This window comes from Arthrobacter sp. EM1, assembly GCF_029964055.1.
Classification (GTDB): domain Bacteria; phylum Actinomycetota; class Actinomycetes; order Actinomycetales; family Micrococcaceae; genus Arthrobacter.
In genome coordinates, this window is sequence record NZ_CP124836.1 from 2,842,327 (window position 1) to 2,857,910 (window position 15,584).

Below are 15,584 nucleotides of genomic sequence, written 5' to 3' on the forward strand. Positions count from 1 at the left end.
CCCGTCAGTCCGGCCGTCCGGCCGCCCTGGCGGGGTCATCCCGTCTGAGCCCGCGGCGCGGGCCGCTTCGCTGTGCCCTGAACGCGCCCACCTCGAAAGATACCGAGAAGGAACATGTCCCCGAATCCTCTGAACGCCCAGCCCAACACCTCCGGCGGCCGGCTGGATCTGAGTCCCGCGCAGCGGGGCATCTGGTACGCGCAGCGGCTGGCGCCGGAGAATCCGATGTACCAGATCGGGCAGTTCGTCGAGATTGAGGGAACGCTTGAGGTGCCGGTGCTGGCCGAGGCGCTGGCCCGGGCCGTGGCGGAAACCGATGCCCTCAATGTGGCCTTCGGCGAGGACCATGCAGGTCCGTTCCAGCTGCCGCGGTCCAACCCGGCCGGACTGGACGTCACGGATCTTAGCGGCGCCAACGACCCCGAGGCCCAAGCCCGGATGCTGATGGACTCGGACCTGGGCTTCCCCCGCGATGTCATCACCGATGAGCTGCTGCACACCGAACTGATCAGGATTTCCGACCAGCGGCACTTCTTCTACCAGCGCGTGCACCACCTGATGCTGGACGGCTACTCGGCCGTGCTGGTGCTCAAGCGCGTGGCAGAGCTTTATCAGGGCCTGCTGGGGGGCTCCGACGGCAATGGCGCCGGGCGTGACCGGCCGCGGGCCTTCGGCGCCTTGCCCGAGCTGCTGGCCGCCGAGAGCGACTACGCAGAATCAGCGACCGCCGACGCTGACCGCAGCTTTTGGAAAGACCAGCTGCAGGGCGCTTCGGCCGCAACAGGACTCGCCGGCCGGCCGACGGGTACGGCCAGTTCGCTGGTCCGCGCCACCAGGACGCTGCCGCCCACGGCCGTCGCCGCGCTGGCCTCAGCCACCGGATCCGCACCTGCCCAGATCCTCACAACGGCAGCCCTTTACCTGCACCGGATCACCGGCGAACGCGAGGTCTCCGTGGCACTGCCGGTGACCGCGCGCCGCGGCCAACTGGCGAAATCCACGCCGTCCATGCTCTCCAACATCCTGCCGATCCGGATCGGCGTCGAACCCGGCGCGACAGTGCGGGATACCGTCAGCGCCATGGGCGCCACCCTGCGCGGCGCCCTCATCCACCAGCGCGCCCGCTTCGAGGACCTGAATGCCCAGAGCGGCTACCGCGGCCCCTCGGTGAATATCCTGCCCGTCCTGGAAAACATCAGTTTTGGCCCGGCCCGCGGCACCATGAACATTCTCTCCACCGGCCCCATCGATGACCTCTCCATCATCATCCACGGCCTGGCCGGCGGTTCGGCGCCCGAGGGCGGTTCCCGCGGCAAAGCGGCGCCCACCGTCCAGTTCGAAGCCAACGCGGCGCTCTACAGCACATCGGAACTGCAGGAGCATCTGGAGCGCTTCGTCCGGCTCCTCGACGCCGTAGCTACCGAGCCCGAGTCGCTTCTGGCCTCACTGTCGGTGACCACCGCAGCCGAAGAACTTTCGCTGCTGGCGGCCGGGGAGGCCGGGGACGCGGACCTTCCCGGGCACACCATAGTGGAGGAGTTCCGGCTCAACGCCCGCGAGTCCGGCCCCCGGACCGCCGTCGTGGCGCCCGACGGCGAACTGACCTTCGGCGAGCTCGAATCGCGGTCGAACCAGCTGGCCAGGTTCCTCAGCAGCCACGGGGCGGGCCCCGGGCAGACCGTTGCCGTCCGGCTGGGCCGCAGCGTCCTGCTGCCCGTCGCAATCCTGGCGATCCTGAAATCCGGCGCCGCATACCTGCCGCTGGACCCGGACTACCCGGCGGGCCGGGTCGAGGGCATGCTCGAAGATGCCGCGCCGGTCCGGCTGCTGACGTCCGGAGCCTTCACCGGCGACGCGTCCGAGCATGCCGACCTCGCCACGGATGTACCCGTCACTGTGCTCGATGCCGCCCTGATGGTGTCCTGCCTGGACGGCAAGGACGCATCACCGCTTCCGTGCCCGGCCGGCCAGCAGGATCTCGCGTACGTCATCTTTACCTCCGGTTCCACCGGCCGGCCCAAAGGCGTCGGCGTCGAGCATCTGGCCCTGCTGAACCTTTACACCTCGCACCGGGAGAGCATCTTCGCCCCCGCAGAAGAGCGGCTGGGGCGGAAGTTGCGGGTCGCGCACACCGCAGGGTTGTCCTTTGACGCCTCCTGGGACCCCATCCTCTGGCTCATCGCCGGACATGAACTGCATCTGGTGGACAACCAGACCCGCCGGGACCCGGAAGCCCTCAGCAGCTACCTGGCCGGCACCGGCATCGACTCGATCGAAACCACCCCGTCCTTCGCCAAGGTGCTGCTGGCCGGGGGCTTGTTCGACCAGGCCGCCCACCCATCCGTGGTGGCCCTGGGCGGCGAAGCCGTCGACCCGCCGCTGTGGAGCGCCCTCGCCGAGAAGGAAGGGCTCGTGGCCTACAACTTCTACGGCCCCACGGAGACGACTGTCGATTCCCTCACCGCCGTGATGTCCCCCGGCACGGAACCGACCCTCGGTGACTCCGTAGCCAACAGCCGGCACTACATCCTGGACTCCGGCCTGAACCCGGTTCCCGTCAACGCCATCGGTGAGCTCTACGTCGCCGGCATCAACCTGGCCCGCGGCTACCTTGACCAGCCCGGGCTCAGCGCCGAACGCTTCGTCGCCGACCCGTTCGTTCCGGACGGCTCCCGGATGTACCGGACCGGCGACGTCGTCCGGCGCCTGCCGGACGGCACCCTGGAATTCCGCGGCCGGATGGACGCCCAGGTCAAGATCCGCGGTTTCCGGATCGAGCTCGCCGAAATCGAGGAAGCGCTCCGCGGCCTCGACGGGGTGGAACACGCCGCCGTCGCCGTCACGAAGAACCGCGCCGGCTACGACCAGCTGCTCGGCTATGTCACCGCGGCCGGACCGGACGGAACCACACTGGACACGGCCGGACTCCGGCACGCAGTCCGCCGGCAGCTGCCGGATTATATGGTGCCCACCGCCGTGCAGCAGATCCCCGACATCCCGCTGACCGCCAACGGCAAACTGGACTCCCGGGCCCTTCCTGCTCCGCAGCAGGAAACCGCCGTCTCGACGCCACGCAATGAGCGGGAACGGATCGTAGCCGATGCCTTTAAGGAGGTCCTGGGCCTCGACGCCGTCGGCGTGGACGACGACTTTTTTGAACTCGGCGGCCACTCGCTGCTGGCGACCCGGCTCGTGGCACTGCTGCGGGACCGGACCGGGGTCGCACCGGCGCTGCGCACGGTTTTTGAACAGGCCACCGTGGCTGCCCTCGCCGGCACCCTTGAGTTGGGAGCCAACAACGCCCACCCGCTCAAGCCCGCCGACCGCCCGGCCGTTGTGCCGCTGTCCTTCGCCCAGCGCAGGCTGTGGTTCCTGAACCGCTTCGATCCGGAGTCCGGCGCCTACAACATCCCTGTGGTGCTGGACCTCAAAGGCACCCTGGACGTCCCGGCGCTTTATGCTGCGATCAACAGGCTGGCCGGACGCCACGAAACACTGCGGACGGTTTTTCCGCTGATCGACGGTGAACCCGCCCAGCAGATCCTGCCCGACGGCGAGCGGCCGGTGGAACTGCTGGCTGTCCAGTGCAGCGCCGAAGGACTGCCGGGCGCCCTCGCAGCGGAAACCCGCCGCGGCTTCGACGTCACACGCGAACTGCCGCTGCGCGCCGTGCTGTTCCAGCTGGCGCCGGAGCACCACGTATTGGCCATCACACTGCATCACATTGCCGCAGACGGCTGGTCCCTGGCACCGCTCGCGCAGGATCTCTCGCTCGCCTACAACGCCCTCGCCTCGGGCGCGGACACCGCACTGGCGCCGCTGCCGGTGCAATACGCCGACTACACGCTGTGGCAGCGCGGCGAACTGGGCAGCGAAGCTGACCCGACGAGTGCCATCTCCCGCCAGCTGGAGTTCTGGACCCGCGAACTGCGCGGCGCTCCGGAGGAACTCCGGCTGCCGTTCGACTTCATCCGGGGCGCGCACAGCGCCGCCGGACCGGCGTCGTCAGTTCCCCTGACCATCCGTCCGGAAACCAGCGCCCGGCTAAACGCGCTGGCACGCGAACACAACGCCAGCCTCTTTATGGTGCTGCAGGCCGCGCTCGCGGCCCTGCTCACCAAGTCCGGCGCGGGAGAGGACATCCCGCTCGGCACCCCCGTGGCCGGCCGCACGGACACCCAGCTCAACGAGCTGGTGGGCTTCTTCGTCAACACCCTGGTGCTGCGGACCAACACCTCCGGAAATCCCACCGCGGCGGAGCTCGTGGAAAGTGTCAGGTACACAAACCTGCACGCCTACGCCAACCAGGACGCGCCCTTTGAGCGTGTGGTCGAGGAGCTCAACCCGGCCCGGTCCCAGCACCGCCACCCTCTGTTCCAGGTGATGCTCACGCTGCAGAACACTGCGGCTGCCGGGCTGAACATGAACGGGCTCGATGCCACCGCGGACCTGAGCCAGGAACCGGGCGGGGCTAAATTCGACCTGCTGCTGGACCTGGTGGAAGCTGCCACCGATGAGGACGGGCCCGCGGCCACCGGCATCCGCGGCTCACTCGCCTACAACCCCGCGTTGTTCGCCCGGTCCACCGTCGAGCAGCTCGTGGCAGGGTACGTAGCAGTGATCGAGCAGTTCGCCGCAGATCCCGGGATCACGCTGGACCGGCTGCGGATCCAGTCCCCCGAGCAGCACCAGCTCGCCCTGGCACACAGCCTGAGTGCAGGGGCACCCGGGTCCGGCGACTTCGGCCCGGAAACCGTCGTGGATGCCCTCCGCGCCACGATGGCACGGACTCCGAACGCGCCGGCACTCGTGGACGCCACCGGGGCCATGAGTTTCGCCCGGCTCGATGCCCGGGTCCGGGCCCTCGCCGCCGGACTGATGGCCTCCGGTGTGGGCCCTGGCGACCGGGTCGCCGTTGCCCTGCCGCGCACTGCCGACGTGGTGACTGCGGCCCTCGCGGTACTGGCCGCCGGCGCCGTCTACATCCCCGTGGACCTTTCCTACCCGCAGGAGCGGATCCGGGTGATCCTTGAAGACGGCGCTCCCGCCGTCGTCATCTCCGCCGCACCGTCCGCGGCGGACCGCGGCACCGACGGCCCGCGGCACCTCGACGTCGGCACGCTGCTGGCGGCGGGTGCCGAGGTCACCGACGCGGACCTGGCACAGCGCCGCCCGGCCGCCGGCGACCTCGCCTACGTGCTCTACACCTCCGGTTCCACCGGGCGACCCAAGGGCGTCGCCGTGCCGCACGGCGCACTGGCCAACCTGTACCGGCACCACCACCGCACACTGTACGTACCGCGCTTCCAGGCCGCCGGTCCGGACGGTACCGTGTCCGTGGCCCATATCGCCGGGCTTGGCTTCGACGCCGCCTGGGACCCGATGCTGTGGCTGATCGCCGGCGCGGAGCTCCACATCGTGGCTGACGAGGTCCGCAGCGACGCCGAATCACTCGCTGGCTACTGCCGCAGCCACGGCATCGACGTGCTGGAAACGACGCCGTCCTACGCCGGCCAGCTTCTGCACAGCGGCCTGCTCGACCCGGCCCGGGACCAGCCGCTGCTCCTCGCCCTTGGCGGCGAGGCTGTGACGGCCGAGCTCTGGACGCAGCTGGCCTCGACTCCCGAGGTCGCGGCCCATAACTTCTACGGTCCCACTGAGTTCACTGTGGACTCGGTGACCGCTGAGATCAGCGGCGGCTCACCGTCCATCGGCCGTGGCATCGCCAATACGGACACCTTTGTCCTGGACCCGTACCTGGCGCTGGCTCCGGCAGGCGTGCCGGGCGAGCTGTACCTTGCCGGTCCCGGCATGGCACGCGGCTACGACCGGCGCCCCGCCGAGACGGCCTGCCGTTTTGTGGCCAACCCCTTCGCCGCCGACGGCAGCCGGATGTACCGCACCGGCGACCTGGTCCGCCGGGCACCGGATGGCTCCCTGGAGTTCCTCTCCCGCACGGACGAACAGGTCAAGGTCCGCGGTTTCCGGATCGAACTCGGCGAAATTGAGGCCGCGCTGGCCTCCCACCCGCAGCTTGACCGCGCGGTAGCCGTGGCCGACGGCGAGCCGGCCCACCGTGTGGTGGCCTACTACACGGGGAGCGCCGGAGCCGAGGATCTGCGCGAGCTGGCCGCCGGCAAGCTGCCCGACTACATGGTGCCGTCCGTCTTTATGCAGTTGTCCGCGATTCCCCTGACGCCGCACGGCAAGCTGGACCGCAAAGCCCTGCCGGCTCCCTCCGCGGGCACCGGCGCGGGCTCCGGGGCCGCTCCCGAGACCGCTGACGAACGCACCATGTGCGGGATCTTCGCCGATGTCTTGGGCGTTGCTGAGGTCTCGATGGGCGATGACTTCTTCGTCCTGGGCGGACACTCCCTGCTCGCCGTCTCGATGATGGGCGGAATCCGCGACGCCTTTGGCACCGAACTTCCGCTGCGTATGCTCTTCAACGAGCCCACACCGGCCGGGCTGCTCTCGGCAGTGCACCGGCAGACCGGTACCCCGGGGACCGAAGCTTCCGCGGCGGCGCCGGCAACGGCGCCGGGCTCCGGGCAGCGGGAGCCGGCCGCTGAGCCGGTCTCCCTTACGGAATGGCTGGCAAACAACGATTCTGCCCGCAATGCCCGGCCGGAGCTCTCGTACGCCCAGTCCCGGATGTGGTTCCTCAACCAGCTGGATCCGGGCTCGGCCGACTACAACATCTCCCTGGCGGTGCGTCTGACCGGTGAACTCGACGAACAGGCACTGGCCGCCGCCGTCGGCGCGCTGTTCCGGCGCCACGACGTCCTCCGGACCATCTACCCGGAGACCGGCGGAGTTCCGGAGCAGCTGGTCCTGGACCCCTCTGACGCCACCCACGGCGCGGGCATGCACCTGACCGTCAATCCGCCCGCGGCGCGCGACGCAGTCCCGGTGCTGCTGCGGGACGACGCAGAGCACGGCTTTGATGTCCGCTCCGAGCTGCCGCTGCGGGCGAGGTTGATCCCCGTCCGCTCAGCCGGCTCACCGGAGTGGGTCCTGCACCTTGTGATGCACCACATCGCAAGCGACGGGGCGTCCCTGGCCCCGCTGGCGCGGGACCTCTCTGCCGCCTACACGGCCGCCCGCGGCCAGGGCCCGGCCGCCGCTCCGGCACCCCTGCCCCTGCAGTACGCCGACTACGCCCACTGGCAGCGGCAACAGCTCGACGGGAGCGCCCTTACGGCCAAACTGGACCACTGGCGCCGCACCCTGGCCGGGATCCCCGCAGAGCTGATGCTGCCGGCGGACCACCGCAGGCCCCGCGAGTCACGCCAGCCCGGCCGGCAGCTGGGCTTCCTGCTCGGTGCGGACAGCGTCACTGCACTGAACGCCCTGGCCTCGGCATCGAACGCCAGCCTGTTTATGGCGCTCCACGCCGCCCTGGCCGCTTTCCTGCACCGCAGCGGCGCCGGCGAGGATCTGGTGATTGGTTCCCCCACCGCCGGACGGACGGACCCCGCCCTGCGCGAGCTGGTCGGCTTCTTCGTCAACACCCTGCCGCTGCGCGTGGACGCCGCCGGAGACCCCAGCCTGCGGACCATGCTCGGCCGCTCGCGGGAAGGCATCCTGGATGCCTTCGACCATAACGACGTACCGTTCGAACGGCTCGTCGAGGCCGTCAACCCGGACCGTGAACTGGGACGCCACCCGCTGTTCCAGACCATGCTCACCGTGGACACCGGGGCTCCTGCCGTTCCGCAACTGCCCGGAGTCCGGGTGGACGCCGAACCCGAAACAGGGTCGGGCGAGGCGAAATTCGACCTCTCCTTTACGTTCCGGCCCGACGGCGGAAACGGCGGACTGGCCGGCACGCTGGACTACAACGCTGCGATGTTTGAGGACGCCACGGCCCGGCGCCTGGCCGCCAGTTTCGGCCGGTTCCTGGAGCTCGCCGCAGCTTCCCCGGACACCCCGGTTTCGCTGCTGGGCCTGATCGGGACTGCGGAAGCTGGCGCCCTGATGAAGGTCACCGCCGGATCCCGCTCGGATCCGTCTGCGGAAGACCCCGAACCCGGAATCCTGGCGGCGTTCGCCGCCACGGTCCGGGCGACGCCGGACGCCGCAGCGGTGGTCGCGGCCGATGGCACCCTGAGCTTTGCCGGACTTGCCGCCTCGGCATCCCGGATCGCGGCCGCACTCACCGGGACAGGTGTCAGCCGCGGCGACGTTGTATCCGTGCTGCTCCCCCGCTCACGGGCAACGGTTGAGGGCATGTTCGGTGTACTGGCCGCCGGCGCCGTCTACAACCCGATCGACACCGAATACCCGGACGAGCGCGCCTCGGCAATCATCGCGGACGCTGCCCCGCCGGTCATCCTGACCAGCCGCAGCGTGGCCGCCCGGGTGGAGCAAATCCTCGCCGGGCTGACGGTCCGGCCCCGGGTGCTGGTCCTGGAAGACCTGGCGGCAGTGACGGAACCGGAGAAGGAACCCGGCCGGGACACCGTCGCCGCCGCGCTGGCAGCGTTTGCCGTTCCGGAGCCGCGCGAGCTGGCCTATGTGATCTTCACATCCGGTTCCACCGGCCGGCCCAAAGGCGTCGAGATCAGCCATGGCGCCCTGGCTGCCCTGCTCGGATCGCACCGCGAGACCCTGCTGTCCGGCCTCGGACACCGCCGGGCCGCACACACCACAGGCGTTGGCTTCGACGCCTCCTGGGACCCGATCCTGTGGATGGTGGCGGGCCACGAGCTGCACCTGATCGACGACGAGACCCGCCGCGACGCGCAGCAGCTGGCCGCCTACTTCGCAGCGCATGGCATCAACGCGTGGGAGACCACCCCCGGCTATCTCCGGCAGCTCCTGGCCGAGCCGGAATTCACCCGGCTGCTTGAGGCGCACACCCCCGGCGGCGGCGAGGCGGAACGTTTTAGCCTGGCCCTCGGCGGGGAGGCCTTCGACGCAGGACTGTGGAACACAGTTGCCGCACACCGCGGCGTCCAGGCCTGGAACCTCTACGGACCTACCGAAGCCACCGTGGATACCGTGCTGGCCCGGGTTGGCGGGACCGGCGAGCCGGTGCTGGGCAGCCCCACCGCGGGCACCCGGCTTTACGTCCTGGACGACCGGTTGCAGCACACCCTTCCCGGCGCGGCCGGCGAGCTCTACATCGCCGGCCGCCAACTGGCCCGCGGCTACCGCGGCCGTCCGGAGCTGACGGCCGAGCGCTTTATTGCGGATCCCTTCACCGGCGGCGGCGAACGAATGTACCGCACCGGCGACCTGGTCTTCCGGCACGCCGACGGCCGGCTGGTATTTGCCGGCCGCAACGATGACCAGCTGAAGATCCGCGGCTTCAGGGTCGAACCCGGCGAAGTGGAGCAGGCCCTGCGCAGCGCCGCCGGCGTCAGCGCCGCCGTCGTCCGTGCCGTCGGCACCGACGGCGGCACGCGCCTGATCGGGTACGTCGTTCCGGCGGCACCCGGCCACACGGCGGACTCCGCCGACGGCCCCGATGCCGGAACCCTGTCCGGGGAGGTCCGCGACCACGTACGGGGCCTGCTGCCGGACTACATGGTTCCCGCCGCCGTTGTGGTGATCGATGAGGTGCCGCTGACCCCGCACGGCAAGGTGGACACGGCCGCGCTGCCGGATCCCGGCAGCACGGCCCGCACTGCCGGGCGGGGTCCGCGGACGCCGCGGGAAAAAACCGTCGCGGCGATCTTCGCCGACGTGCTGTCCCTGGACCGGGCCGGCGTGGACGAATCGTTCTTCGAGCTCGGCGGCCACTCGTTCCTGGCCCGGCCGCTCATCGCCAAGGTCAACGCTGCACTGGGGACGGAGTTGACGGTCCAGTCGCTGTTCCGGGCGCCCACCGTCGAGGGCCTGCTCCGCGAGGCGTCCAAAGGTGCGCAGGAGAGCGCCGCGGACAGCCTGCGCCAACTGCTTCCGCTGCGGACCACCGGAACCAAGCTGCCGCTGTTTGCTGTGCACCCGGCATCCGGGATCAGCTGGGGCTATGCCTCCATGCTGGGCAAACTGGATCCGGAGCGGCCGTTGTTCGGACTCCAGATGCCCGGCATGGAACCGGGCCGCACCCACCCGATCGAGGCAGCAAACCTGACCGAACTGGCCGATGACTACATCGCCAAGCTCCGCTCCGTGCAGCCGGCGGGCCCCTACCATCTGATGGGGTGGTCCTTCGGCGGCCACCTCGTCCACCGGCTGGCCACCCGGCTGCAGGAACTCGGCGAGGAGGTGGCTTTCCTGGCCATCCTCGATGCCTTCCCCGGCAACCAGGAGGATAACGCCAAGGTGGGTACAGGCCAAGCGCTCTGGGCCAGCTACCTCGAAGCGCAAGGCTATGAGCTGGGGGAACAGGACAAGGCCGGGCTCGACGGGCAACGCGCCCAGGAAATCCTGCGCGAACACCACAACCCGCTGGGCAGCGTCCCGTTGGACTCCGTCAACGCCATGGTGGGCAACTTCCCGCCGCTGGCGCGGCTGATCCGCCAGGAGCAGCCGCAGGTTTTCGACGGCGACCTGCTGTTCCTCCGGGCCACCCGCGAGGTGCCTGAAGGCACCCCCGGCACCGGTGCCTGGCAGCCGTTCATCAGCGGGACCATTACCGATGTTGCCGTGGACGAGCGTCACTCCCAGCTGCTCAGTGACCGGGCTCTCAGCGCAATTATGCCGGCACTGGCCATCCAACTGGGCAGCGGACCCGAATAACCAGTGATGCCTCAGCTCCAGTAGGGGGCTGTCCGAACGCCAGAACTGACAGGAAAGGTCAACGTGACGAATCCATTCGATGACAAGTCCGCAACGTTCTCCGTACTCGTGAACGAGTACCAGCAGCACTCCCTCTGGCCGGCTTTCGCGGCAGTGCCGCAGGGCTGGGTCACCATGTTTGGCCCGGACAGCCGGGAGGCCTGCCTCGACTACGTATCCCGGACCTGGACGGATATGGCGCCGCGCAAGGTCGCAGAACTCGCTACTGCGCAGTGATCCGGGTCGAGAACGTCAGCAAGAGTTTCGGCAGCTTCAAGGCCCTTGACGGGCTCACGCTGCGGGCCGGCGAAGGAACGGTGCTGGGACTGCTGGGACCAAACGGTTCCGGCAAGACCACCACCGTCAAGGTGCTCACCACCTTGTTGTCCCCTGACAGCGGCGACGCCCGGGTCGCCGGCCACTCGGTGCTCAGCCATCCGGAGCTGGTGCGGCGGAACCTGGGCCTGTCCGGCCAGTATGCCGCCGTGGACGAGAAACTAACGGCCTTCGAAAACCTGCACATGGTGGGCCGGCTCTACGGGATGAACCGACGGACCGCCACGGCCAGGGCACACGAACTCCTCGAGAGCTTCCGGCTCACCGACGTCGCAGGCAAACGCTCCGGGACGTTTTCCGGCGGCATGCGGCGCCGGCTGGACCTCGCCGGAGCCATAGTCGCCCGGCCCAAGGTCGTTGTACTGGACGAGCCAACCACCGGACTTGACCCGCGGGGCCGCCTCGATACCTGGGACGTTGTGTCCGGTCTTGTGGCGGACGGCACCACCGTGCTGCTCACCACCCAGTACCTCGAGGAGGCCGATCGGCTCGCAGACCACATCGCCGTCATTAACCACGGCCGCGTCATCGCGGAGGGGACCGCGACGGAACTGAAACAAAGCGCCGGATCCGAACGGATCGACGTCGTGATGCGCAACGCCGCCGACCTCGCCGCGGCGGCCGGGGTGCTGGAGCAGGCAGCGGGCCCGGGCTCACGGCCCGAGCTGGACCCGCAAAACCTGCGGATTTCCGTCGCCGCTCCCGAAGGCCACCGGTTGCTGGTCCGGGTGCTTTCAGAACTTGATGCCCGCGCCCTGCCGGTAGAGGAAGCATCGCTGCGCCGCCCCACCCTGGACGACGTCTTCCTGCAGCTGACCGGCCACGCCGCGGCGCCGGCCCCGCAAGACCGGACGCCGGACGTGCAGACGCCGGAGAAAGTCGAGGTGCCAGCATGAGCGCCATCGCCGCAGCCGCCCGCGACAGCTCCGTCATTGCCCGGCGCAACCTCATCAACGTGGTGCGCACGCCCGGAGCGCTGGTCACCGGAATCGTGCAGCCGGTGATGTTCGTCCTGCTGCTGGGCTTCGTCTTCGGCGGCACCCTCGGCGGGGACCAATACCGCAGCTACCTGATCGGCGGCATCCTGGCGCAGACCCTGACGTTTAACGCCTCCTTCACCGCGGTCTACCTGGCCAAGGATCTCCAGCTCGGGCTGATCGACCGCTTCCGCTCCCTGCCGATGTCCCGCGTGGCCGTAATCCTGGGCCGCACCTCCTCGGATCTGTCCACGAGCGTACTGTCCGTCGCCGTCACCCTGCTCTGCGGTCTCGCCATCGGCTGGCGGATCTCCACGGGGCCGGCATCCGCCCTGGCCGCCCTGGCCCTGTTGCTGCTGTTTGCCTTTGCCGTCTCCTGGATCGGGGCAGTCATTGCCCTGACCGCCCGCAGCGTTGAAGTCGCCCAAAGCCTCGGGCTTGTCTGGCTGTTCCCGGTCACCTTTGTGTCCGGCGCCTTTGTGTCCGTGACCTCCCTTCCGGGCCCGCTGCGGGTGATTGCCGAATGGAATCCTGTCACCGCCGTCGCCACTGCCGCCCGGGAGCTCTTCGGCAACACGGCACCGGCTGGATTCCTCACGCCGACCGGCTGGCCAGCGGAGAACGCGGTCCTGTATTCCGTGCTCTGCAGCATCGGGATCATCGCCGTTTTTGCCCCGCTGGCGATCGCCCAGTACCGCCGGATCAGCAAGCGATGATCGCGTCCGGGCACGGGCCCGCCGAGATCGGCTACCTCGTGGTCCCGTCACCCGCCGTCAGGGATGCCGCGGTAGAGGCCGGCCAGGGACTGTTCGCGGGCTTGTTCGGCGGCCTGGGCGCGTTCCTCTCGGCACCGGAACGTGAGGCCTCGCTCCGTTTCAGCCGCGCCGAGGACCGACTGGACTACCCGGCGTCCCACGCCCTGTTCCGGCTGCTCGCAGCGTGGCGGCTGGGGCTCGAACCCGAAGACGCTGCCGGGCTGACCGTCCGGCGGACGTGCGCGGGCTGCGGCAGCACCACCCACGGCAAACCCTCGATCGAGGGCGTCGAATTGAGCATGTCCCGCAGCCACGGAACGGTGATGGCTGCTGCCGGTCCGGCCGGCGCCAGCCTCGGAGCGGACCTCGAAAGGGTGCCCGCCCGCGTGTTCGCCGGCTTCGACGAGTTCGCCGTCGCGCCGGAGGAACATCCCGGTCCGGATGGCCCTGAGCTGACCGACGCCGGGCGCATCCGGCTATGGGTGGCGAAGGAAGCCGCGCTGAAAGCGGCGGGCCTTGGCTTGGCCGTGGACCCCGCGGGCCTGCGGCTGGCCCCGGCCGGCCCCCGCGGGCACCTGAGTGCGCAGAGCCCCACGAATCCAGCGGTCGATGGCCTCCTGGTCCGGCCGGTGCCGGCTCCCGACGGATACTCCGCCGCCATTGCCTCCGCCGCGGACCTGCCCGTCCGGGCCGTGCCGCTGGCCGAGATATTCGCCACTAAAAAGCTAGGTCCAAACGTCAAACGTCTAACCTTTAGGTATGGCTAGCAGCACGGCGTCTTCCGCCCTTCCCGAGACAGCACCTCCCGCCGTCGTGCGCTCACCGCGCGGCGTGGCGATCGCCGGAGTCATCGCGATTGTGCTGATCGGGCTGAACCTGCGCGCCGGCATCACCGGAGCCGCCGCCCTGCTGCATGACTTGCAGGAGGTCCTCGGCTACGGGCCGCTGACCGCCGCCATTATTCCCTCGATCCCCACGCTCTGTTTCGCCGTTGCCGGCGCCGCCACGTCCTGGCTGACCCGGCGGCTCGGACTCGAGAAAGCCATCCTGCTCTCCCTCGTGCTGCTCGCTGCCGGCCTGCTGGTCCGGGGCATCCCTTCCACCGGCATGCTGCTGGCAGGCACCGTCGTCGGGATGTCCGGACTGGCGATCTGCAACGTGGCGATGCCCTCCTTCATCCGGGTCCACTTCGCGCACCGGACATCGCTGATGACGGCGCTCTATACGGTGACCATGACCACTGGCGCCACTGCGGTTGCCGTGCTGATCGTTCCCGTGGCGCACCAGCTCGGCTCGCCCTCCGCCGGGGTCGGCGCGATCGGTTTCCTGGCCCTGGGCGCCTGCCTGGGTTTCCTGCCGATCGCCCTGCACGCGCACCGCAACGCACCCGGTATCAAGGCCGCCCCGGTGTCCCCCTGGCCGCTGTTGCGGACCCGTACCGGCAGGCTCATTACCCTTGGCTTCACTGTCCAGGCCCTGCTGGCCTATTCGGTGCTGAGTTGGTTCCCCTACATGCTGGTCACGCTGGGCCTCTCCGCATCCGAGGGCGGGCTGATGTTCGGCCTGATGCAGCTCGTCTCGGTGCCGGCCGGCATGGTGCTCGTCGCGATCGGATCACGCCCGCGGATGCAACGGACCGCTTTCTACCTGGCCACTGTGACGATGGCCGCGGGTGTCCTGGCTATGCTCGTCCTGCCGCTGAGCTGGGCACCCGTCACCGCGGTACTGCTTGGCTTTGGGCTCGGCATCTTCCCGCTGGTGATGGTGATGATCAGCCGCAGCGGCCGCACCACTGCCGAAACCACCGCTTTGTCCACGGTTGCGCAGTCGGCCGGCTACCTGCTGGCGACGCTCGGCCCCTTCGGCATGGGCTTGCTGCACAGCGCCACGGGCGCCTGGACGCTCCCGTTGATCCTGCTGCTGGCCGTTGCCTTGGGCCAGATCGCCGTCGGGCATCTGCTGACCACCCTGCCGAAGGTTCCGCAGCGGAAGGAACTTCAGGACACTGAACTGCGGGCCGCCGGCACACCGGCCCGGCCTGATGCCGGCGAGGGACGGTCATGAGCCATACACCGTCCCATCGGCCGCCGCTGGTGGAGGAGGTCACCGCCAAGCTGCGCGGCCTGATCCACTCCGGCGAATGGCCGCTGCAACAGCGGATCCCGGCCGAACCTGAACTGATGGCCATGCTCGGAGTCTCGCGGGGAACCCTGCGGGAGGCCGTCAAGGCCCTGGCCCACGGCGGCATGCTCGATGTCCGGCGCGGGGACGGCACCTACGTCCGCGCCACCAGCGAGATCTCCGGCGCGGCCCAGCGCATGTACCTGGACCACTCGCAGGCTCACATCCTCGAGGTCCGGGTGGGGCTGGACACCCAGGCGGCCCGGCTTGCGGCCCGCCATGCAGCTGGCAGCGACGTCGGGGCGATGCGTGAACTGCTGACGGCGCGCCGTGAGTCCTGGCTGGCCGGCGACTACGCAGGCTGGGCCCGGGCGGACTGGGATTTCCATCTGCTGGTTGCGCAGGCATCGGGCAATCCGCTGCTGTACGAGCTGTACGCCAGCTTCGGCGCTGTTTTCCACGCCGGCCTGCTCCGCCAGCAGCAGCGCGGCGGCTTCAGCGGCCTCCCGCACGAAGGGCATGACGAACTTGTGGACGCAATCGCCGCACACGACGAAACTTCCGCCGTCGAGAGTGTGCACCGGAACCTGAACTCCTGCGCGGAGTGGATCCGGCAGTAACCGCACTGCAGCGCACAGGCCGCGGCGCCGAAACGGGATTCCGG

At 69.5% G+C, this 15,584-nt stretch carries 7 protein-coding genes; all 7 read left to right on the top strand.

What is annotated here, in order from left to right:
• The first annotated feature begins 114 nt into the window (after positions 1 to 114).
• Positions 115 to 10,692: a non-ribosomal peptide synthetase gene (locus QI450_RS13150; RefSeq protein ID WP_226775684.1), complete on the top strand. Its 10,578-nt coding sequence runs from the start codon at positions 115 to 117 to the stop codon at positions 10,690 to 10,692.
• Positions 10,693 to 10,755: 63 nt separating this feature from the next.
• Positions 10,756 to 10,968: an MbtH family protein gene (locus QI450_RS13155; RefSeq protein WP_226759692.1), complete on the top strand. Its 213-nt coding sequence runs from the start codon at positions 10,756 to 10,758 to the stop codon at positions 10,966 to 10,968.
• Positions 10,965 to 11,963: an ATP-binding cassette domain-containing protein gene (locus QI450_RS13160; RefSeq protein ID WP_226775685.1), complete on the top strand. Its 999-nt coding sequence runs from the start codon at positions 10,965 to 10,967 to the stop codon at positions 11,961 to 11,963. The genes QI450_RS13155 and QI450_RS13160 overlap by 4 nt, the downstream gene beginning before the upstream one ends.
• Positions 11,960 to 12,760, top strand: coding sequence for an ABC transporter permease (locus QI450_RS13165; RefSeq protein WP_226775686.1), 801 nt, complete (start codon positions 11,960 to 11,962; stop codon positions 12,758 to 12,760). The genes QI450_RS13160 and QI450_RS13165 overlap by 4 nt, the downstream gene beginning before the upstream one ends.
• Positions 12,757 to 13,566, top strand: a complete 810-nt coding sequence (locus QI450_RS13170) for a hypothetical protein (RefSeq protein ID WP_226775687.1) — start codon at positions 12,757 to 12,759, stop codon at positions 13,564 to 13,566. Before QI450_RS13165 ends, QI450_RS13170 begins: the two co-directional genes overlap by 4 nt.
• On the top strand, positions 13,559 to 14,863 hold the full coding sequence (locus QI450_RS13175; protein WP_226775688.1) for an MFS transporter: 1,305 nt from the start codon (positions 13,559 to 13,561) through the stop codon (positions 14,861 to 14,863). The genes QI450_RS13170 and QI450_RS13175 overlap by 8 nt, the downstream gene beginning before the upstream one ends.
• On the top strand, positions 14,860 to 15,540 hold the full coding sequence (locus tag QI450_RS13180) for an FCD domain-containing protein (RefSeq protein ID WP_226775689.1): 681 nt from the start codon (positions 14,860 to 14,862) through the stop codon (positions 15,538 to 15,540). The genes QI450_RS13175 and QI450_RS13180 overlap by 4 nt, the downstream gene beginning before the upstream one ends.
• The last annotated feature ends 44 nt before the right edge of the window (positions 15,541 to 15,584 follow it).